This window comes from Chryseobacterium sp. PvR013, assembly GCF_017833095.1.
In the GTDB taxonomy this organism is placed as follows: Bacteria; Bacteroidota; Bacteroidia; order Flavobacteriales; family Weeksellaceae; genus Chryseobacterium; species Chryseobacterium culicis_A.
Genome location: NZ_JAFIBT010000001.1, coordinates 964,804 through 986,415 on the forward strand (window position 1 = coordinate 964,804; position 21,612 = coordinate 986,415).

At 35.1% G+C, this 21,612-nt stretch carries 19 protein-coding genes; 9 read left to right on the top strand and 10 right to left on the bottom strand.

Going from position 1 to position 21,612, the window contains the following annotated elements:
* Positions 1 to 165: 165 nt before the first annotated feature.
* On the bottom strand, positions 166 to 1,140 hold the full coding sequence (locus tag JOE44_RS04475) for a membrane dipeptidase (protein WP_209784513.1): 975 nt from the start codon (positions 1,138 to 1,140) through the stop codon (positions 166 to 168).
* Positions 1,141 to 1,384: 244 nt separating this feature from the next.
* Between JOE44_RS04475 and thrS the strand changes: the two genes are divergently transcribed.
* Both thrS and infC read left to right on the top strand, forming a co-directional pair.
* Positions 1,385 to 3,304, top strand: a complete 1,920-nt coding sequence (gene thrS / locus JOE44_RS04480) for a threonine--tRNA ligase (RefSeq protein ID WP_209784514.1) — start codon at positions 1,385 to 1,387, stop codon at positions 3,302 to 3,304.
* Between the two features lie 165 nt (positions 3,305 to 3,469).
* A complete protein-coding gene (gene infC / locus JOE44_RS04485) occupies positions 3,470 to 3,970 on the top strand; it encodes a translation initiation factor IF-3 (RefSeq protein ID WP_027372223.1) in 501 nt (166 codons plus the stop codon).
* A 152-nt stretch (positions 3,971 to 4,122) separates the two neighbouring features.
* Here the strand turns inward: infC and JOE44_RS04490 are convergent, their stop codons facing one another.
* Positions 4,123 to 4,683 carry a hypothetical protein gene (locus tag JOE44_RS04490; RefSeq protein ID WP_209784515.1) on the bottom strand — a complete coding sequence of 187 codons (561 nt, stop codon included), beginning with the start codon at positions 4,681 to 4,683 and terminating at the stop codon, positions 4,123 to 4,125.
* Positions 4,684 to 5,263: 580 nt separating this feature from the next.
* Between JOE44_RS04490 and JOE44_RS04495 the strand changes: the two genes are divergently transcribed.
* On the top strand, positions 5,264 to 5,830 hold the full coding sequence (locus tag JOE44_RS04495) for a hypothetical protein (protein ID WP_209784516.1): 567 nt from the start codon (positions 5,264 to 5,266) through the stop codon (positions 5,828 to 5,830).
* 76 nt (positions 5,831 to 5,906) lie between these two features.
* Here the strand turns inward: JOE44_RS04495 and JOE44_RS04500 are convergent, their stop codons facing one another.
* From JOE44_RS04500 to JOE44_RS04510, 3 genes are read right to left on the bottom strand one after another with little or no spacing between them, the layout of a single operon-like run.
* A complete protein-coding gene (locus tag JOE44_RS04500) occupies positions 5,907 to 6,536 on the bottom strand; it encodes a response regulator transcription factor (RefSeq protein ID WP_209784517.1) in 630 nt (209 codons plus the stop codon).
* A gap of 2 nt (positions 6,537 to 6,538) precedes the next feature.
* Positions 6,539 to 8,746, bottom strand: a complete 2,208-nt coding sequence (locus JOE44_RS04505) for a tetratricopeptide repeat-containing sensor histidine kinase (protein ID WP_209784518.1) — start codon at positions 8,744 to 8,746, stop codon at positions 6,539 to 6,541.
* A 60-nt stretch (positions 8,747 to 8,806) separates the two neighbouring features.
* A complete protein-coding gene (locus JOE44_RS04510; protein WP_209784519.1) occupies positions 8,807 to 11,275 on the bottom strand; it encodes a tetratricopeptide repeat protein in 2,469 nt (822 codons plus the stop codon).
* Between the two features lie 995 nt (positions 11,276 to 12,270).
* On the opposite strand from JOE44_RS04510, the gene JOE44_RS04515 reads away from it, so the two are divergent.
* The 6 genes from JOE44_RS04515 (at position 12,271) to JOE44_RS04540 (ending at position 18,150) form a co-directional block, all read left to right on the top strand.
* Complete coding sequence (locus JOE44_RS04515; RefSeq protein WP_209784520.1) at positions 12,271 to 13,092, top strand: alpha/beta hydrolase; 822 nt, start codon at positions 12,271 to 12,273, stop codon at positions 13,090 to 13,092.
* Positions 13,093 to 13,313: 221 nt separating this feature from the next.
* The gene (gene rpmI / locus JOE44_RS04520) at positions 13,314 to 13,511 is read left to right on the top strand and encodes a 50S ribosomal protein L35 (RefSeq protein WP_002979658.1); all 198 of its coding nucleotides are present in this window, start codon (positions 13,314 to 13,316) and stop codon (positions 13,509 to 13,511) included.
* A gap of 119 nt (positions 13,512 to 13,630) precedes the next feature.
* Complete coding sequence (gene rplT, locus JOE44_RS04525) at positions 13,631 to 13,975, top strand: 50S ribosomal protein L20 (RefSeq protein WP_034694451.1); 345 nt, start codon at positions 13,631 to 13,633, stop codon at positions 13,973 to 13,975.
* A 375-nt stretch (positions 13,976 to 14,350) separates the two neighbouring features.
* Positions 14,351 to 15,532: a M28 family peptidase gene (locus JOE44_RS04530; protein WP_209784521.1), complete on the top strand. Its 1,182-nt coding sequence runs from the start codon at positions 14,351 to 14,353 to the stop codon at positions 15,530 to 15,532.
* Positions 15,533 to 15,595: 63 nt separating this feature from the next.
* Positions 15,596 to 16,771, top strand: coding sequence for a M28 family peptidase (locus JOE44_RS04535; RefSeq protein ID WP_209784522.1), 1,176 nt, complete (start codon positions 15,596 to 15,598; stop codon positions 16,769 to 16,771).
* A 209-nt stretch (positions 16,772 to 16,980) separates the two neighbouring features.
* Positions 16,981 to 18,150 carry a M20/M25/M40 family metallo-hydrolase gene (locus JOE44_RS04540; RefSeq protein WP_209784523.1) on the top strand — a complete coding sequence of 390 codons (1,170 nt, stop codon included), beginning with the start codon at positions 16,981 to 16,983 and terminating at the stop codon, positions 18,148 to 18,150.
* Positions 18,151 to 18,284: 134 nt separating this feature from the next.
* Here JOE44_RS04540 and JOE44_RS04545 read toward each other — a convergent pair whose 3' ends face one another.
* The 5 genes from JOE44_RS04545 to hisH form a co-directional block, all read right to left on the bottom strand.
* A complete protein-coding gene (locus JOE44_RS04545) occupies positions 18,285 to 18,671 on the bottom strand; it encodes a hypothetical protein (protein WP_209784524.1) in 387 nt (128 codons plus the stop codon).
* 308 nt (positions 18,672 to 18,979) lie between these two features.
* Positions 18,980 to 19,567 (bottom strand): bifunctional phosphoribosyl-AMP cyclohydrolase/phosphoribosyl-ATP diphosphatase HisIE, encoded by a 588-nt coding sequence (gene hisIE / locus JOE44_RS04550; protein WP_209784525.1) that lies wholly within the window; start codon positions 19,565 to 19,567, stop codon positions 18,980 to 18,982.
* Positions 19,564 to 20,316, bottom strand: a complete 753-nt coding sequence (gene hisF / locus JOE44_RS04555; protein WP_209784526.1) for an imidazole glycerol phosphate synthase subunit HisF — start codon at positions 20,314 to 20,316, stop codon at positions 19,564 to 19,566. Before hisF ends, hisIE begins: the two co-directional genes overlap by 4 nt.
* Positions 20,309 to 21,031 carry a 1-(5-phosphoribosyl)-5-[(5-phosphoribosylamino)methylideneamino]imidazole-4-carboxamide isomerase gene (hisA, locus tag JOE44_RS04560; RefSeq protein WP_209789098.1) on the bottom strand — a complete coding sequence of 241 codons (723 nt, stop codon included), beginning with the start codon at positions 21,029 to 21,031 and terminating at the stop codon, positions 20,309 to 20,311. Before hisA ends, hisF begins: the two co-directional genes overlap by 8 nt.
* Before the next feature lie 2 nt (positions 21,032 to 21,033).
* Positions 21,034 to 21,612 carry an imidazole glycerol phosphate synthase subunit HisH gene (gene hisH, locus JOE44_RS04565; RefSeq protein WP_209784527.1) on the bottom strand — a complete coding sequence of 193 codons (579 nt, stop codon included), beginning with the start codon at positions 21,610 to 21,612 and terminating at the stop codon, positions 21,034 to 21,036.

Genomic DNA, 21,612 nt, shown 5'->3' on the forward strand with positions numbered 1-21,612 from the left:
GCTCTAATTTTAAAACCAAATACTTTCTATTAACAGTTAGCTCCTATTGGAGCTGGTTGATCCCATCGGGATCTTCTGTTAATAGACATCATGAAGCCCCGTGAAAATAAAGCTCCCGAGGAGCGACCTGTTAATTATGCTTTGATGTAATCAAACAAGAATAGTTTATTTATACATATTCTCTATAAAATTCAAAGCATTTTTATGGCTGATCTTTTTTACCAATTCGGAAGAAAAGCGCTTTTCAATTTCTCTGTTGATGGAATTGAAAGCGGATGCATCATCATATCCTTCAAAAAAGAAAGGATGACGGGATTTGTCCGGATGGTTTTTGCAAAAGAAAAAATCAGCACCATAGGCAATAAAATCTTCTCCACCTAAATCAAGGCCATGCTGAATATGTTCATATAGTACCTCAGGATTCTTCTCATCAATACAGTTACGGATAAAATTGAGGCCTATTAATCCTTTTCTTTTAATAACTTCTTTTGCCAGTTCATCAGGAAGGTTTCTTTTTTTGTCATGTATAGGTCTGTAGTTAGAATGGCTTGCCATAATAGGGATCTTATAATTCTTTTGGTCTATATAATTAAGAATTCCATAGGCAAGCTGATCACTTGTATGGGCCAGATCAATGGCAATATTTTTTTCTGAAAAGTAATCAAGCAGAACTTTTCCGTCCTCTTTCAGTCCAACATCAGAATTATTTCCTCCTCCAAAGCGGTTTTCAGTATGATGGGTTATTCCCAGATAAAGAATTCGCTGTGTTTTTTCAATGATCGCTTCCAGATTTTTAAAGCCAGATTCTAAGGTTTCATCTTCACTACAAAAGCCAGATGCGTTTTCAATAGAAGCAATAACCCCTACTTTGCCTGTATTATCGGTATTTTTATAGTTCTCCCCTTCAAACAAGAAAAAATTTTCATTTTGCAGAAGATTTGAAAATATTTCACTCTGTTTTGCGCCGTACACAGTACTATTTTCACCTGTTGCTGAGTATATAGCCATCACCTGAAGCTTCACATTTCCTTCTTTTAAATAAGGAAGTGAGCAACCAAGTTCTTTATCATCAATTACTGAGCCCGGCTCAAGTAAATAACATAATAAGTCGCAGTGCAAATCTACATTTATAGTATTCATATTGAATTGTAATTGGTTTGTTTTTAAATACTTTCGAAAAGAAAATGAGCTTTACTACTAAGAAAATAAATACCCGAAAATTCTGAAGTATTTTTCTGGGATAAAGTGAATATGGAATTCAATGAGACAAAAACCACCCTCATCTTTTTCATTTTTAATATTAATTCTCATTCTAAATATATGCTAATATAGTATTTTATCTAAAAATTCCGTATTTTTGCCTCTTAAAATTTCTTAGTAAACAATGATAAAAATTACACTTCCAGACAATAGTGTCAAAGAATTCGAAGGAGCAGTTACTGCTCTAGATGTGGCAAAATCTATAAGCGAGGGATTGGCTAGAAATACCATTTCCGCAATCGTTAATGACCAACAAGTAGAAATAACCACACCTATAACCACGGATTCTACGGTACAGCTTTTGACCTGGAATGATGATCTTGGAAAGAAGGCTTTCTGGCACTCTTCTGCCCACCTTTTGGCACAGGCAATCCTTGAGTTTTATCCTAATGCTAAGTTGACGATCGGTCCTGCCATTGAAAGCGGATTCTACTATGATGTGGATTTCGGGGATGAAAGCTTATCTGAAAAAGATTTTGAAAAGATTGAGAAAAAGATCCTTGAAAATGCAAAGAAAGGTTCTACATTCTCTTTATATCCGGTTTCAAAAGAAGATGCTTTAAAAACCTATGCCGATAACCCTTACAAAGTTGAATTGATCTCAAATCTTAATGATGGAGAAATCACTTTTGTAACGCATGATAACTTTACAGACTTATGCCGTGGTGGTCACATTCCAAATACAGGAATCGTAAAAGCGGTTAAGATATTAAATGCAGCAGGAGCTTACTGGAGAGGTAATGAAAAGAACCCTCAATTGACAAGAGTATATGGTATTTCTTTCCCTAAACAGAAAGATCTTACTGAATATCTTGAAAGATTGGAAGAAGCTAAAAGAAGAGACCACAGAAAATTAGGTAAAGAGCTTGGAATTTTCGCATTCTCTGAAAAAGTAGGTGCAGGGTTACCACTTTGGTTGCCAAAAGGTACTGCTTTAAGAAGAAAACTGGAAAATTTCCTTTCTGATGCTCAGAAAAAAGGAGGTTATGAATTTGTAATGTCTCCACACATCGGAGCGAAAGAATTATATGTCACTTCAGGACACTGGGATAAGTATGGGGAAGACAGCTTCCAGCCGATTAAAACTCCTAATGAAGGAGAAGAATTCTTGCTGAAACCAATGAACTGTCCTCACCACTGTGAAATTTACAAAACTTCACAATGGAGCTACAGAGATTTGCCTAAGAGATATGCAGAATTCGGTACTGTTTACAGATATGAGCAAAGTGGAGAGCTTCACGGATTAACCAGAGTTCGTGGATTTACTCAGGATGATGCTCACCTTTTCTGTACTCCGGATCAGCTTTCTGAAGAATTTGAAAATGTAATTGACCTTACCCTTTATGTTTTCAAATCTTTAGGTTTTGAAGATTTTGTAACTCAGGTATCCTTGAGAGATCCTGAAAACAAACAAAAATATATCGGTTCTGATGAAAACTGGGAGAAAGCAGAAAGTGCAATCATCAATGCAGCTCAGAAGAAAGGCTTAAAAACAGTAGTAGAATACGGAGAAGCAGCATTCTATGGTCCTAAACTTGACTTCATGGTGAAAGATGCTTTAGGAAGAAAATGGCAGCTGGGAACTATCCAGGTGGATTATAACTTACCGGAAAGATTTGATCTTCATTATATTGGAAATGATAATGAAAAGCACAGACCGGTAATGATTCACAGAGCTCCTTTCGGTTCTATGGAACGTTTCATTGCTATTTTGTTAGAAAATACAGCAGGAGATTTCCCATTATGGCTGAGCCCGGATCAGTTTATTATTCTACCGATCAGTGAAAAATATGTAGATTATTCAAAAAAAGTTTCACAATTTTTGGAAAATCACGATATTAGCGGTCAGATTGATGACAGAAACGAGAAGACAGGTAAAAAGATCCGTGATGCTGAATTGAATAAAATTCCTTTCATGCTTGTAGTAGGAGAAAATGAAGAAAATGAAGGCACGATTTCTGTAAGAAGACGTGGAGAAGGAGATCTTGGAGTGATGAAGCTGGAGGATTTCGTTGCTTACTTTAAAAAAGAAGCAGCCATATAAATTTAAAATTAAAAGATTGAAGGATTTAAAAATTAACAGAATCCTTCAATTTTTAAATATTTGAATCAATTAAATTAAGTAATTAACCAATAAAATTATAATACAATAGCACAAAGATTTAACAACAGGGGCCCACAGAGACGTCCGGTACAAGAGGACTTACACTTGATCAACGATAAAATTCGTGTGAGAGAGCTTCGTTTAGTGGGCGATAACGTAGAGCCAGGAATCTATCCAATTGACAAAGCAAGACAGATTGCTGCGGAACAAGAATTGGATTTAGTAGTGATTTCTGACAAGGCAGAACCATTTATTGCGAGAGTATTGGAATATAAAAAATTCTTATACGAGCAAAAGAAAAAACAAAAGGAACTTAAAGCTAAACAGGTAAAAGTGGTAGTAAAAGAGATCCGTTTCGGACCTCAGACTGATGACCACGATTACGAATTCAAGAAGAAGCATGCTGAAAAATTCCTTGAAGAAGGTTCTAAATTAAAAACCTACGTATTTTTTAAAGGACGTTCAATTATCTTTAAGGATCAGGGAGAAATTTTGCTTTTAAAACTTGCTCAGGAATTAGAGCACGTTGGTAAAGTAGACCAGCTTCCTAAACTTGAAGGAAAAAGGATGATTATGATGATGAGTCCTAAAAAACCAGCAAAATAATTAAATCATTATTTTACATATAAAACCTCAAATTACTTTGAGGTTTTTTTGTGTTCTTATTTTTAGGGGAAAATATTTAATGATTGTTGATTCAGACTACTCTACTGGCTGGATCAACAATCATTTTTAAGAAAGAAATTTACAGAGTTTTGTTATCCTTCAAAATCACCACAATCATGCTCTGTAAAAAGAGGTAAAGCTTTTTGGGTGGTAAAATATTTGGATATTCTTTTGTTTTTTAAATCCAGTTTCTGCCCTTCTACAGACAGTTCGTAAACAGGTGCTTGATCTATTTGGGTTAAAATATAAGTTCTTTCTGATGTTTTAAAAATGGCTTTATTTCCGTCCCTGGAGAATGAGAAATCATTAATTTGAAAGATATCCTTTTCATCACAAACATTGGTCCATATTATCTGCTTCTTTGTGATGGACAGGCTTGCCAAATCACATGAGTAACAGTTCCCCGAGAACTCTATACCAAATTTTTCATACACCTCTGTACTCTTGCTATTCAATACATCAATAGGAACTAATGTTGAAAAATCATTGGGAATCTCTGATTCAACGACTTTATTCTTTGCCGGATCAACTGTAGAAATCTGATGTATTTTTGCATTTGCAGAATCTGCCTTGTTCACTTTTTTTTCTGTTGAAGGTGAACAGGAAACTAACAACATCATCACCATTGAAAAGTTGGTTATTACGTTTTTCATCTTTTTTTAAAATAATTAATACTATCTGGGTTATCATTTTTGTAAAATTCTCCAAAATCTACCGTTCAATATATCCCTGTTTTCAGCCATTTATTCCCTATATCAGAAGGTTTTGTTGGCTACAGACCTGAATACAGATACATTTGCGGAAAAATATAAAATGAAAATCTTTCCAATCTTTATATCATCCGTGCTAGTTCTTGCAGGATGTAATCAACAGAATAAAAACATCGGACACAGATAAAACAATAACTGAAATTAAGCAAAAAAAATAATACTCGCTGATTTCAAAAAAATAAAAGGCGTTGATAATGTTCTGGATGTACCCTTTCAATTATTCACCAAGCTAGATTCTATACAGTTTTTTAAGTCTATCCTCTTAATTCCGCTTCAGCCAATGGTAAAAAGCAAAAAACGGCTTATATAAAAATACAGTTGAAAGCTGATCTGTTTTAGAAAATATTTTTTGAAAAACAAGAATGTAACTGAAGTTTGGAATAAGATCAAAAACCCCTGAAATCAGCCAGTGCATATGGAAATAAAGTCCGATATCTTTGCTGCAATTATTTAAAGAGATACAATGAAAAAATTAAGTTTGACCCTCCTTTTTAGTTTATTAAGTTTTATGACTTTCGCACAATCGTTAAAAGTTGTGATTAAACAGGACGGAAAAGTAATTCAGCCTGTCAATGATGTTTATGAACTGAAAAAGTCCCCTTTCCTGTTCGAGATTACCTCTAACAATCTGGAAGGTTTTTTAGTGGGAGCTACCACAAATAAAGATATTTATGCCGGAGCTCTGGGACTTTTGAACACTGAGGTTCCGTGGTTTCAGAATACAGGCATGGCGGAGGAATTGTATAATAAGGACAAAGAAATGTTTTTAATGGATTCTGCGCCTTCTTACTGGTATTATACAGATGCAAAAGACCATAGATTTGATAAAAATCCTAAAGGCAACGCAAAACAATGGACGGCTACCCGCACTATTACAAGGTTTTATGATATTATGGTGGATCAACCTATCAATCTGAAGGATTTTGACGGCAGGGTTTTCCTATTAATGTATCAGCCCGAATATAATGATGAGTATGATTTAATAGGAAAGAAAAACCTGTTCCAGGCTGCACTCAAATTCAAAGATTAATGATTACACCAATTTTAAATTTATATAAAAAAGGTCTGCTTTGCGATGTAAGCAGACCTTTTTGCTGGTTGAATATTTATTCGATAATTAAGCCGTATTCTATGGCTAATTTTATGGCTGAACTCAGGTTAGAAGTCTGAAATTTTTCAATAAGATTCTTTCTGTGGCTTTCTACGGTATGCGGACTGATGAAAAGCTTTTCCGCCATTTGATTGGTTGTTAGGCCCTTTGAGGCTTCAGCCAGAATTTCTTTTTCTCTTCGCGTTAATTTCGGAACATGGTTTAATCCATCCGTTGATTTTTTCTCCAAAACAGACTTGGTTTGAGAGCATAAAAACCTGTTCCCGGCATATACAGTAGTAATTCCTTCCAGAATTTCGGAAACTGAGGCATTCTTTTGAATATATCCCAACGCTCCTTCAGCCAGGGTACTGTTGATTACGGGCAGTTCATTATGAACACTCAGGATAATAATCTGGAGGTTGCCGTACTTTTTCTTTAAGGGTTTAATCAGTTCAATGCTGTTGGTATCTACCAGATTGATGTCCAGCAATAAAATGTCGACCTTTTGTTTTGCAAGACCTGCATTCATCTCAGAAACGTTTCTGAAGCAATCTACTACATCTATTGTATCACTATTTCCTAAAATATTCTTCAACCCTTCTAATAGAAGTGGGTGATCATCTGTTATGGCTACTTTTATCATGTTTAATAAATAGGGATTTGAAGTTCTATGCTGGTACCAATATTCAATTCAGAAGTGATATTCATGGTTCCTTTTAGAAATTGGACTCTTAGTTCTATATTATGAAAACCAGCTGTTTTTCTGGCATTTAATCCTGCAGGATCAAAACCTTTACCATTGTCTTCTACGGTAAGGTTTAATAGATTTTCTTCTTCGCTGATCTGAATAATAATTTCAGATGTATTGGCATGTTTTATAGCATTATTGACCAATTCCTGAATGATCCTGTAAATAATCAATTGCTTTTCCTTCGAAATGGAATTACTGTAATTGATAAACTCAGTGTGAATGTCTAATGCATTATTGGATATACGGGAAGCAAATTCCTTAATCGCAACTTCCAAACCATACTTCATTAATAAATCAGGCATTAAATTATGGGCAACCCTTCTTAGCTCTTCTACAGCGCCATCAATCTGATCAATTGATTTTGAAATTCCCTCCTCTATATTTTCGGACTGATGAGGATTTAAATAAGACAATTGATGTTTCGTTCCTGAAAGCAGGCCTCCTAATCCGTCATGAAGATCACGGGCAAGACGGCCACGCTCCTGTTCCTGCCCTTCAAGCAATGCGGTAAGCGTAGATATTTTTGAGTTTTGCTTCTCTTGTTCCATAGCTAAAGCATGCAGTTCATCTCTTCTCTTAATAGATTTTGCACGTTGTTTATAAGCGTACAGCAATAAGAGGATCAAAATAATAAAGAAGATGATAAAGAAGATGTAATAAGTATTGATCTTCTCTTTGAATGCCAGTAACTTTTTAAAGGTATTAATATCGTTGTTCTTCTGTTGGGTTTCCAGTTTTGCCAACCGAAGCTGCTGTTCCTTTTTCTCGGATTCAAGTTCTGAAAACTTCAGTCGTTCACGTTGGTTTTCTTCCACCAGTTTTAAGTTGTTATATACCTGCTCGCGCTGTGCACGAAGAATGTTGATCAACTTAATTTCCTGTGCTTTTTTGTCGCTTTCCAGCTGTAACTTGATATATTTCTGTTCCTGACGTTCTTTATCAAACTGGGATTCTAATCTTTTGGTAATATCCAGTTTTTCCTGGTCATAAACACTTTTGTATTTATCCACATAACTTTTATAATAAGTGAGTGCTTCCTGGTAATTCCCCTGCTCTTCACTAATTCTGGATAATGATTCAAGAATAGATAGTTCAATATTATGATCACGCACCGGACTTTTCCCAATTTCCATAGAGGCTTTTAGAAAATAAGACTTCGCTAAATCATAATTTTTATTCTGTATGGCCAGCTCTGCCAGAATCCCGAATGAAGAAGCAATATGAATAGCATCGCCAGTTTCCAGGCTCACTTTATTAGCTAACTGGGCATAATGCATTGCCTTATCACTGTCGAAACCAGTATACAGATTGGCTAAATTGATCGCTGCATAAGAAAGACTACTCCTGTTAAGCATCCTGTCTTTATTTTTATTGAAAGTCGTGATAGCCTGCAAATAATATTGTTCTGTTTTATCTCTCAGCTCCGTATTGGACGGGTTTTGTGTATATTTTTGTTCATACACATAGCCCATTCTCATATAGGCATCGAAGATAAGGTTGGGATCATTTTGTTTCGATGCTAACAACAAAAACTGTTTGCTGTATTTCTCTTCCAGCTGATACTCATTGAGGTTGGAATAAATAGTGGACAATTCTTTCGCTACATTACCAAATCTACCATATAATGTAGAGGTTGTAGGAGCATTTTCATAATATTCGATCGCTTTTAAATAAGCAGCAACGGCATCAGTTGTTTTATTATTGCGGATCAGAATCCAGCCTTTAGCGTAGTTAAAATAGCCTTTAGCCTCATTATTATTCGTTTTTAAACTATATGCCTTTGCCATGTCAAGACTTTTTGAAGACTCTGCTGTTTTATTATCCAGCCGATAGTTCATGGCTTGTACCGCGTATAAAATGGTAGCATATTTTCCATCTGCCTGCTTTGCAGCAAGGGAAATGTTGGTGGCTAAAATCTGGTAAGACTTAGGTTTGAGGTTATGAAAAAATAAGGCAGTCGCATATTTGGGAGCCAGATTAAGCTGTTCAGCCGTATTGTTTGAGGCATGGCCGTATTCCCTTTCTAACTTGCTTAAAACATCCTGTGCCTGAACAAAAAACGGAAAAACAAGTAAAGTAAATATCAATAATAACCTGTGCATCAAACCCTTATCTTTATTAAGTTGTCATATTCTAAAGAACGCAAATATAGGTAAATACGGTTAATTGGTTTCAAAGCCATTTTCTTCAGCAAAAGATTTCCATTTCTGGAATTTCTTTTCATTTTTAAAGGTGGAATCATTACCATAGTAATACAGCAAACGTTGGGTAGCATATTCGTAGGCATTGTAAGCATTGGCCTGTTCGTAGTATTTAACCGCTTTCTTCAAATCAATTTTCACTCCCATCCCGTGTTCATAGATAATCCCATAATAGATGCCTGAATAAGATTGATCATAGTCCTTCTTTAAATACTCTAAAAGATTTTTATAATCTCTTAACTGATAATAGATTTCTGAAATTTTATCGTAATTGTAGTAATACTTTTTCTCTGCCTTCTGATAAAAAGCCAAAGCTTTATCATAATCCTGTATTACATGTTCTCCAAAATAATACAAATCACCTAAATTGGTAAGAGCCATTCCATCTCCTAGTTCAGCGCCTTTTTCATATGCCTGAATGGCTTTTTTGATATTAAAAGAATATCCTATTCCATTATGATATAAGGTTCCGATATTGTTCCATGCCACAGGATGGTTGTACTGGGCAGCTTTTTCATAATACATAATGCCTTTTTGCGGATCAAACAGCATTTCAATGTCAGGATCTGTATGTAAAATGCCCAATTCTACCCAACTATCCACATCATTTTTTTGAGCAGAAAGCTGAAACAGACGCAATGCCTCCTCATAATTTTGATTTTCCTTTGCATCAAAAGCCAGTTTTTTAATGACTTCTGTCTCCAGAAATTGTTCAGAATTTCTACCTGCCTGATTTTTCCATCGATTATAAAAGGAAATAAAGTGTTCCAGATCTTTTCCTCTAAAGGAATACCTATCCAAATAAATCGTCCCATACCCGGAAGTTTCTACCTGCTGAATAGATTTATCTTCATTCATTCTCAACATGCTTTCTCCTTTATACAAAAACAAAAGACCTTCTTCTGTTCTATAATTCAAAGGATTAGAGATGTATTCATACTTTTCAGCTGATAAACCCTTTTCGAAATCATACAATTGATAACCGTTATTTTTTTGAACCGATAAAAATCCATTTTCCAAATAATGAATCTGCTTAATTTCAAATTGAGGAGCAATGAGCCAGATATCATGTTCTGCATCGAAAAGTCCTGATCCATTTTGAGTTTCCAGAGTAAAGACATTGCTTTTATATCCGACATTGGATATTGCTTTCACTTTAGTAATCCTTTCATTTTCTAATAAGAACTGGTGTTTTGAAGTGTCATAGAGCTTCCAGCTTTTATCTTTACGAACTGCCAGTGTATCAAAATTATCTATTAAAATCAACTGATCTGCTTCGTCTATTATAATATTACCATTTTCATCTATCAGTTTTCCTTTTTTATTGAATTTATTGGGTTTCACCCAGAAACAGGTGCTGGTTTTTAAAAGGCTGTCTTCCACAAAATCGCCCAGATAATTCCCTTCTTTTGTATAATATCTACGCTTACCGGTTCCTTTCTGTCTGCTAAAAAACAGCTCCGGAAAATAATCATATTCATAGGTATTTTCGCTTTCCACAGGAATAATCAATCCGTTTTCATCGCAGTAAACGCCAAATCTTCCGGCGATTTCTACACCTAAAAATCCATACGCTAGCCTTTCAACGGCATCATAATCAGGAGGAACCAACCAGGTATTTGAGTAAATTTTTAAAATACCCGACTTTCCATTCACTTTTACTTCACCAAATGGCTCCAGAGCAAAGTCAAACACATCAAAGGCCTCTTCATAAACGGGAGGAATCAGTTCTTTCCCATCACTTTGCAGGTAACCGAACAATCCGTCTTTTTGAATCACTGATATATTATGATGATAGTCCGCCTCAAAAATCTCGTCATAAACAGGTGGCGCCAAAATAACCCCCTTTGCATCCTTCAGTCCAAATTTCCCATCCTTTTCAAATATTGAAGATGCTACCTTTTTATAGGCAAGTTCTTCAAAATATCCCAGTCCGTAATTAATCCAGTCGGTTTGTAAAATCTCAAGAAATGAGGAGTAACCTGTGTATGAAAATAAAGAATCCAGCAAAGAGAGATTTTGGGTTTCAACAGCCTTCTTGTATAACTTTCTTTTCTGCTGAATCTCGACTAACCATTCTTTTGCCTGAACTTTGTGCTTTTCTTCGTTCATATAGAAAACATCTGTAGCATTCAATACGAAAGAATCGTAGGGCAGCGCTTCCAGGAACTCAAACATAGTGTTGACTGGTTCGTAGTAGGCTTTTTTGTAATGCAGCTGATAGGTGTCTGCCAGTAAATTAAAAAAATAACGCAGCTGGACGATTCCCTGTTCTTTGTCAGAAATAAACTCAACACCCTCCACTTTACTATTTTCCGCAATGAGAGGATACAGCAATAGCGGTATTTCATAGTTCCACTCTCCCAGATGAGTATTAAATGATTGATTCGTTTTCTGATCGTAATTATATAAATAAATCCGGTGTGCCATTCTTTAAAATTACTATTTGTTTTTCGTCTTTCCCATTTTTCCGCTTCAGGAATACTTCATTTTGAGACATTCATTCCTTTTACAGCTTCTCCTTCACTCCATTTTGTTATTGTTTTTACCCACGCTTTGTGATTGTAATCTTAGTTCGAAATAAGAATTTATCATTTAATTATGGGTGAAAAAGAAAGCTATAAAAGTCATAAAATCAATATCTATCTAAGAGAAATGTCTGTCAGTCATTATCATTAACTATTGTTCTCTATTGCTGATAATTCATCAATTTTTCACAATATTATTTTTAATGAATTCCGGAACGAAGGTAATAAAAGAGGTTCCATAAAAATATCCCTGATACTGGTGGTTTTTTAAATTATTTATAGTTAGGGAATATTGTATTCAACCTGTCATAAAAATATCATATAACAATAGAACACTGCCAAAGCCACTCCGATGATGCCCGAAATCAGAAATACAAAAAAATAATACCGCGCTTTTTTATTTTTCTTTAGCAATGAGTTAATTATAAAAGTAATGAGCGTAACTAAAAATCCTGCTCCGAAAAATAAAATCAAAACAGCAAGAAACAAGGCTCGTTCTATATGTAAATCTGCAGATGAAAGCATATTTTAAATTAAAACTTTAAGTGTGAATACATTAAGTGGAGATTCTCTAAGAAAGAAATTTAAAAAATCATCCATCAATAGTAGAGAGAATTGAACACTACTGCAATCCCTGTTATCAGCTATATTTCATCATATACGTCATCATTCAGAGACTGTTTAAAAGTAATGCTGAGCTTTTTTACGAGTAGCTCGTCATAAAATAAAGATTTTCAGCTCATTTGTCTTTTAATTAATGTTATTTATATCTTATTATTATTTAAAAATTATTAATCAAATATTATCTTAGATCAATGTATAATAAAGATTTTCTATCTACATTTGTGAATGCAGAAAAGACAAATTCACTAATTATTAATCATTAAAAGAGAAACAATGAGCACACTTACATTAAAAGACGGAACAGAAATTTATTACAAAGACTGGGGAAAAGGCCAACCAATTTTCTTTCACCACGGATGGCCATTATCAAGTGACGACTGGGATGCCCAAATGTTCTTCTTTTTAGAACAAGGCTACAGAGTAATTGCTCATGACAGAAGAGGACACGGAAGATCAGAACAGACTCCTTACGGACACGATATGGACACTTACGCTTCTGATGTTGCGGAAATTGTTTCAGCATTGGATTTAAAAGATGTCATCCATGTAGGACATTCTACAGGAGGTGGCGAAGTGATCCGATATGTAGCGAAACATGGTAACGGAAGAGTAGCAAAAGCTGTTCTGGTAAGTGCTGTAACTCCTATTATGGTACAAAATGAGAATAATCCGAATGGAGTTCCTATTTCTGTTTTTGATGATATCCGAAATAATACAGCGAAACACAGACAACAATTCTTCATTGATATTACCTTCCCTTTTTACGGCTACAACAGAGAGGGGGCTAAAGTATCTGAAGGAATCCAGAGAAACTGGTGGAGACAAGGAATGAGTGGTTCTATTAAAGCTCATTATGATTGTGTAAAGGCTTTCTCTGAAACAGATTTTACAGAAGATCTTAAAAGCGTGGATGTACCGGTATTGGTAATGCATGGTGAAGATGATCAGATTGTTCCTTTTGAAACCACTGGTAAAGTGGCTGCTACCCTGCTTAAAAACGGGCAACTCATCTCTTATCCAGGTTTCCCTCATGGTATGCCGACAACAGAAGCAGAAACGATCAACAGAGACCTTTTGGCATTCTTCAAATCTTAACAGATCAGGCTTATTGTAAAGCGCTTACTTATAAAAGGCAGACCTGTTTCCATGCAGGTCTGCCTTTTCAATTTACAGATCATTGTTCATCCTGTTTAAGCATATTAAAAAATCCTTTCATGTCTCACTTTTTTTTCTTAATTTTGCAGACTATTATTCCTAATGTCCTTAGGGGTAACCAAAACAGATATTGATAACAAAAACAATAAAAAAGCAAAACAATGCCAAAATTAAAAACGAAATCAGGTGCTAAAAAGCGTTTTGCTCTTACCGGTTCTGGTAAGATCAAAAGAAAAAATGCTTACAAAAGCCACATCTTAACTAAGAAAGAAACTAAGCAGAAGAGAAATCTTACTACTACTTCTTACGTAGCTAAAGTGGACGAGAAAAGCGTTCAACGTCAATTAGCAATTAAGTAGTTTTTATAAATCTATATTCGGTTTATAAGAATTCAAAACAAATTCAACAATTTAACCCTGAAACGGTGCAAATAAGAGTAACATCCGTTGCCGCCCTTTTCAAAAAAACAATTTAAATTATGCCAAGATCAGTAAATGCCGTAGCTTCAAGAGCTCGCAGAAAGAAAATTTTTAAGCAAGCTAAAGGTTTCTTCGGAAGAAGAAAGAACGTTTGGACGGTAGCTAAAAACGCGGTAGAAAAAGCAATGCAATATGCTTACCGTGGTAGAAAAGAGAAAAAGAGAAATTTCAGAGCACTTTGGATCACTCGTATCAATGCGGGAACTAGAGAGCACGGAATGTCTTACTCTCAATTTATGGGAGCTCTTAAAAAGAACAACATCGAACTTAACAGAAAAGTTTTAGCAGATTTAGCAATGAATCACCCTGAAGCTTTCAAAGCTGTTGTAGATCAAGTAAAATAATGTAGAATAGATTTTGTTATCAATATAGTCCCGGGATTTCCCGGGATTTTTTTGTTAGATACTTTTCATTTTTTTGATTGCTGTTCAAAATCCAGCTGGCAGCATATACATTTCAGGGTAATTACCATATCAACAGCCCTACTTGGTGGATAGAAATTCTCAGCGTGTAAAATATTTAAATCAAAACACGCAAAACAAACGAAAAATATAAATATATCTCATTCATTAAATGAATTTTAATATAACATAATGATAAATTACATAAAAAGACATATTTTTATCAAAAAATTAAGCAAATAAACATTGATACTTATGATTATTAATAATAAATGATGATTTATTATTATATTAGCAATCTCTAAAGAAAGTATCAAAATGAAAAAAGTTGCAGCTTTATTGCTCACTTCCATTGCCCTGCAGAATATGGGTGCACAGAGTTTTATTCAAGCGTATAAAGACCGGGCAGATATGGTTACCCAAGCCAATATTACGACCAACCTTCAGGAATTTGCAGGGTTTGGGGTAAAAAAAACAGGTACAACAGCAAACACCAATGCATTAGACTGGCTTAAAAACAAATACCTGTCCTATGGATATACTGCAAGTAATATGTCTGAAGATACTTTCACCTATGGGAGCAGCACTTCAAAAAATTTAATCATTACCAAGACAGGAACGGTATACCCCAACAAATATGTTATCATCTGCGGACATTATGATACCATTGTAGGCCCCGGAGTAAGTGACAATGGCAGCGGAACTTCCATTATTCTGGAAGCAGCAAGAATATTGAAAAATATTCCGACAGAATACTCCATCAAGTTTATTCATTTTTCCGGTGAAGAACAAGGCCTTGTGGGAAGCAGCCATTATGTAAATAATGTAGCTTATCAGAATGGCAGCCAGGTTCTGGATATAAAACTGGTTTTAAATATTGACCAGGTGGGTGGACTTCTTGGAAATAATAACAATACCATTACCTGCGAAAGAGACACAGGCGGTGTATCATCCAATAATACAGCCTCTAACGCTGTAACACAGGAACTGATGAACTGTACAACTCTTTATTCTCCTCTTCAGACTCATCTTTCTTACGCCTACAGCTCCGATTATATGCCTTTTGAAGCCAAAGGATATACCATTACCGGTTTCTATGAATACCTGAGAAGTGAAAACGAACATACGGTAAATGACACTTTTGCCAATCTGGATCCTGTATATATTTTCAATGTAGGAAAAGCAGCTGTGGGAGCTTTGCAACATTTTGCTGTTGCCTCTACAGCCAGTAACCTGTTAAGTACAAACGATACCTCTTTACAAAAATCCGGTGAAACCATCAGAATTTATCCCAATCCGGCGAAAGATCTTGTAACAGTGGAATTTCAGCAAAAAGTAAAAGAATTCAAAGTTGAAGTAAATGATATGGCGGGAAACACTGTTTTAAGTCTTGAAAATCAGGAAAAAATAAATACCTCAGCGTTAGAAAACGGACTCTATACCTTTACGATTAAAACTGATAAAGGAAATACAACCAAAAAAATAATCATTAATAAATAATGTCAGGCTGGATATTCAGAATTAGGTTTGTATTCAAGGGATATCCGATATTACTACTATAAAATGAAGAAAATCGCTACTTTTTTATTTGCCTCTGTTATCATTCAAAATATTGGAGCCCAAAGTTTTATTCAAGCTTATCAGGACAGAGCAAATATGGTGAACCAGACCAATATTACAACCTACCTTCAGGAATTTGCCAATTTAGGGGTAAAAACTACAGGCTCACCTGCTAATGCCAATGCGCTGACCTGGCTTAAAAATAAATACATTTCCTATGGATATACAGCCAGTCAAATTGTAGAAGATCCTTTTACAGCAGGCAGTTATAATTCTAAAAATCTGGTAATTACCAAAACCGGGACAGTATATCCTAATAAATATGTAATCATCTGTGGGCACTTCGATAGTATTACCGGCCTGGGAATCAATGATAACGGGAGCGGAACATCTATTATCCTTGAAGCAGCGAGGATTCTGAAAGATGTCCCTACAGAATATTCTATAAAATTCATCCATTTTTCCGGGGAAGAACAGGGACTTTTGGGAAGCAAACATTATGTAAACAATGTAGCTTATCAGAGTGGAACCCGTGTTCTGGATATTAAACTGGTCTTTAATCTGGATCAGGTAGGTGGTGTAATGGGAAACAATAATAATACGGTTTACTGTGATGAAGATCAAGGTGGACTTTCTTCAAATAATGCGGCTTCCGCTGCTGTAACCCAGGAGCTGAGAAACTGTACAGCACTTTACTCTCCTCTTTTAACCGCAGTAGATCCGGCTGCAGATACAGATTATATTCCTTTTGAACAGAAAGGTGAAGTGATCACAGGTTTCTTTGAAAGAATCAGAAGTACCTACCCACATACCGTTAATGATACTTTTGCCAATACCGATCCTGTATATATTTACAAGATAGGAAAAGCATCTGTTGGAGCGCTGCAGCATTTTGCGGTTGCTACCGGTACATTGGGAACTCATGAAACTGATGTAAAAAACACTTTGGAAACGGTAAAAATCTATCCTAACCCAGCAAAAGACATCCTCAATATTGAGCTTCCTGATTCCAGAATTAAAAATTTTACTTTTGAAATTACGGATTTTCAGGGGCGTTCTCTATTCAAGAGAACCAATGAAACAAAAATCAATGTTTCCGGGCTTGAAAACGGAGCTTATATTGGAATTTTAAAAGTTGGAGACCAAAAGGTCGTAAGAAAAGTTATGATTGAAAAATAATTTACATTATCATAAGACCTTATTGATATAAAAACCTTTGAAGCAGTTCAAAGGTTTTATTTTTCACAGCATTAAAAGAATTATAATATTTACAAAGCCCTGTAGTATATTGATATGATATTCATAATAAATTTACATTTGTTTTAAAATATTAAACACATTATTGTGATTTATTTACTACATTCGTGTTACCAAAATAATATTTTAATATGAAAAAAATCACAACACTTTTATGTGCTGCCTTTATGATGCAGTCCATTGGAGCTCAAACTTTTATTCAGGCTTACAAAGACAGAGCGGATATGGTTACTCAAACCAATATCACTGCAAATCTTCAAGAGTTTAGTAATCTGGGAGTAAAAACTACTGGTTCAGTAGCCAATACCAATACCCTGAACTGGATTAAGAATAAATATCTTTCTTACGGCTATACGGCCAGTCAGATAGAAGAAAGCCCTTTTACTTTCGGAAGCACCAGTTCCAAAAATTTAATCATTACCAAAACAGGAACCCTTTATCCTAACAAATTTGTCATTATTTGCGGGCATTTCGACACCATTTATGGTCCGGGCGTGAATGATAACGGCAGCGGAACTTCCATTATTCTTGAAGCAGCGAGAATACTTAGAAATGTTCCCACTGAATACTCTATAAAATTCATCCATTTTTCCGGGGAGGAACAGGGATTAAAAGGAAGCAGCCATTATGTAAATAATGTAGTGTATCAGGGAGGTGTCCGTAAATTGGATATCAAACTGGTCTTCAATCTGGATCAGGTGGGTGGTGTGAAAGGAAATAACAACACAACCGTATATTGTGATGAAGATCAGGGAGGAGTTTCCAGCAATAATGCAGCTTCCGCAGCGGTTACCCAGCAGTTGAGAAACTGTACAGCACTCTACTCTCCTCTTCTGACTGCCGTAGATCCTGCTGCAGATACGGATTATATCCCTTTTGAACAGAAAGGTGAAGTGATTACCGGTTTTTTTGAAAGGATAAGAAGCAGCTACCCTCACAGCTCTAAGGATACTTTCACCAATATGGATCCTGTGTATGTATACAAGATTGGAAAAGCAACTGTGGGAGCATTACAGCATTTTGCAACCGCTTCTACTACCATGAGCAAGCCTGCTTCTAAAAACGCAATGGAAGCCATAAAAATATACCCTAACCCTGCCAATAATATTCTCAATATTGATTTACCAGAGTCTAAAGAGTTGAATTTCAGTTTTGAAATCAGCAATACTATGGGAAGATCCATGCTGAAAGTGAATAATGAAAGGAAAATTAATGTTTCAGGGCTTCAGAACGGAGTGTATATTGGAGTTTTGAAAGTGGGTGAAGAGACACTTGTGAAGAATATTATGATTGAAAGATAAAAGATCAATAGATTCATAATAAGAAACAGCAGGAGTAATTTTCCTGCTGTTTTTATTTGTAGAAGATTAGCGTTTTAGCTTCCTGTAATTCATTAATCATATAATGTAAATCTGGTTCATAAAACAAGAACTTATTAGAATTGATTGGGATTTAATTTGTAATGTTCCAGCACACTTTTCTTGACATCATCTTTTATTTTAAAATAAACACCTAAATTTCCATATCTCCAGAATTCCAATCTGTTATCAGCAAATAATGTATCTTTCTTACTGATAAATGCGAATGTATAATTTCCATCATCAGGGACTATTATATGATGAGTTGAAACAATTTTTTCTTTAATTATTAATAAATTATTTTTCAGTTCTTTGTTCTGTATTAAAACACTATTCATATCATTGTCTTTCTCAAAGAAAATATGCAGTGATGATCCCAATGTATCATTTTGATTATAATCTAAACCATTATAGTAAAATAACTTGACATTCTGATTGCTACAAGATATAGTAACAAAAAGCATTAATAGAAAGTATATAACTCTTATTCTCATAGGCATTTTAATGTTTGTTTTTAGCTGACATCATTAAATATAAAGTATTCACAGTTTAAAACAGAAAAAAAACAACAGGCAATATGATACTGATTTTCTCATACATATTTCTTTATTTTTCACAATTAGTTTTTAATACCGTACTAATTTATCATATTTACACAATATCAACCAATACTAAAAAAAACCAACATAATAACAATTGTTTATTTTTAATATCTTTCTTTGAAGTAAGCATACCTTTTAAACAAGAAGACCTTTGAATTCTTTCAAAGGTTTTATTTATTCCTGTTTTTAAGAATTTCTTCAATTTCTTCCAGCGTAAATCCTTTTGCTTTTAATAATATCAAAAAGTGGTACAGCAGGTCTGCAGCTTCATTTTTAAAAAGTTCTTCGTTATTGTCTTTTGCTTCTATCACCAATTCTACGGCTTCTTCACCTACTTTTTGAGCCATTTTATTAATTCCTCTTTGGTAGAGCGAATAAGTATAAGAATCCTCTGTTTTGTTATCTATTCTCTGAGCTATTTTCTGTTCCAGCTCATATAAAAACCCCTTGGCATTCTTTTCTCCGAAACAGCTGAAACTTCCTGTGTGGCACACCACATTTTTAGGAATAACTTTAATTAATAGCGTATCCTGATCACAGTCTATATCAATGCTTTTTACCGTTAAAAAATTACCCGATTCTTCCCCTTTTGTCCAGAGTCTGTTTTTGGAACGACTGAAAAAAGTAACGATTCCCTCCTTTTCTGTTTTTTCAAAAGCTTCTTCATTCATATAACCCAACATCAGTACCTGTAGTGTTCTGTTATCCTGAATCACCACGGGAACAAGTCCATTATCTTTATTAAAATCTATTTTCATCGTACTTCTATTTTTTGAGTTTTTAATTGTTGTTTTAAATCCTGAACGCCTATTTCATTAAAATGGAAAATACTGGCAGCCAATCCTCCTGTAGCTTTTGTTTCATTAAATACTTTAACAAAGTCATCTACCTTACCTGCTCCTCCGGAAGCAATGACCGGAATGCTTATATTTTCTGAAACCAGCTTTGTAATACGGAGATCAAAACCGTTTTTTGTGCCATCACCATCCATGGAAGTCAGCAGAATTTCTCCTGCGCCCAGAGACTCTGCTTGTTTCGCCCATTCTACGGTAAGAAGTTCAGTTGCTTCTCTTCCACCTTTAATATGGACGAGATCCAGATCTCCAACTTGTCTTGTGTCAATCGCTACCACAATACACTGACTTCCAAATTCTTTGGCCAAATCGGAAATAAGAGTGGGATTTTTCACCGCTGAAGAATTGATACTGATTTTATCTGCCCCTGCTTCCAAAAGCTTTCTCACATCTTCTACCGAAGAAATTCCTCCTCCTACAGTAAAGGGAATACTGAGTTCTTTTGCAATATCTTTTACCAGTTCTATAAACGTCTTTCTGTTTTCAATAGTGGCGGTAATATCCAGAAAAACAAGTTCATCAGCTCCTTCTTTCTCATATTTTTTAGCAAGCTCTACAGGATCTCCTGCATTTTTAAGATCTTCAAAATTGATCCCTTTCACCGTAGCTCCATCTTTAATATCCAAACATGGAATAATTCTTTTCTTAAGCATTTTCAATAAAATTTTGAAGTTGTTGTAAGCTTATTTTTCCCTCATAAATTGCCTTTCCGATGATTGTTCCTGAGCATCCTATATCTTTCATTTTATAGACATCAGCAATCCCTGAAATCCCTCCGCTTGCTACCAGCTGAACCGACGTTTTATATAAAATTTCAATATACAGTCCTGTTGATGGGCCTTCCAGCATTCCATCTTTTGCAATATCAGTACATATCGTATTTTGTATTCCTTTTTCCTGATACTGAATAATAAAGTCTATGATGTCATTATCACTTTCTTCGAGCCAGCCGGAGGTTTTAATTTTCCGGTTTTCACAGTCTGCTCCCAAAATAATTTTCTCAGGGCCATATTTGCTGATCATTTCAAAACAGAACTCAGGATTCTGAACCGCAATACTTCCTAAAGTAATCTGCTTCGCACCTGAATTAAAAGCTGTTTCAATATCTTCCTGAGTTTTTAATCCGCCACCAAAGTCAATGTGTAACGAAGTAGATGCCGCAGTGTTTTCAAGAACTTTTTGATTGACAATATGTTTTGATTTCGCTCCATCAAGATCTACCAAATGAAGAAACTGAATACCAAAGCTTTCAAATTCTTTAGCCACTTCCACAGGATCTTCATTGTATATTTTCTTTGTATTGTAATCTCCTTTTGACAAACGGACACATTTCCCGTCGATAATATCAATAGCCGGAATTATTTTCATCATTATAAATTTATAAAGTTTTTAACGATCTGGCTTCCCACGATTCCTGATTTTTCAGGGTGAAACTGTACTGCATAAAAATTATCTTTCTGCAAGGAAGCACTGAAAGGCAGTATATAATCACAAACAGACGTTGTAAAGTCTGAAAGCTCACAATAATAACTGTGAACAAAATAAACGTCACTACTCTTTTCAATTCCAGCAAACAGTGGTGAGGTCTGTCCTGAAACCGTATTCCAGCCCATATGCGGAACAATATCTCTGGATGGAAATTTTCTGACCTTAATATCAAAAATTCCCATTCCTTCAGTATCGCCCTCTTCATTTCCTTTACACATCAGCTGCATCCCCAGGCATATTCCCAAAACAGGCTGTTTTAGAGCTGGAATCAATAGATCGAGTTCTTTTTCTTTCAGCAGTTTCATGGTGGATGAGGCTTCTCCTACGCCCGGAAAGATAACTTTATCTGCTTTTAAGATCTGTTCAGGATCATCCGTAATCACAGAATCAATATTCAGCCTGTTGAGGGCATTCTGAACAGAGTTTACATTTCCTCCGTTGTATTTTATTATGGCAATCAT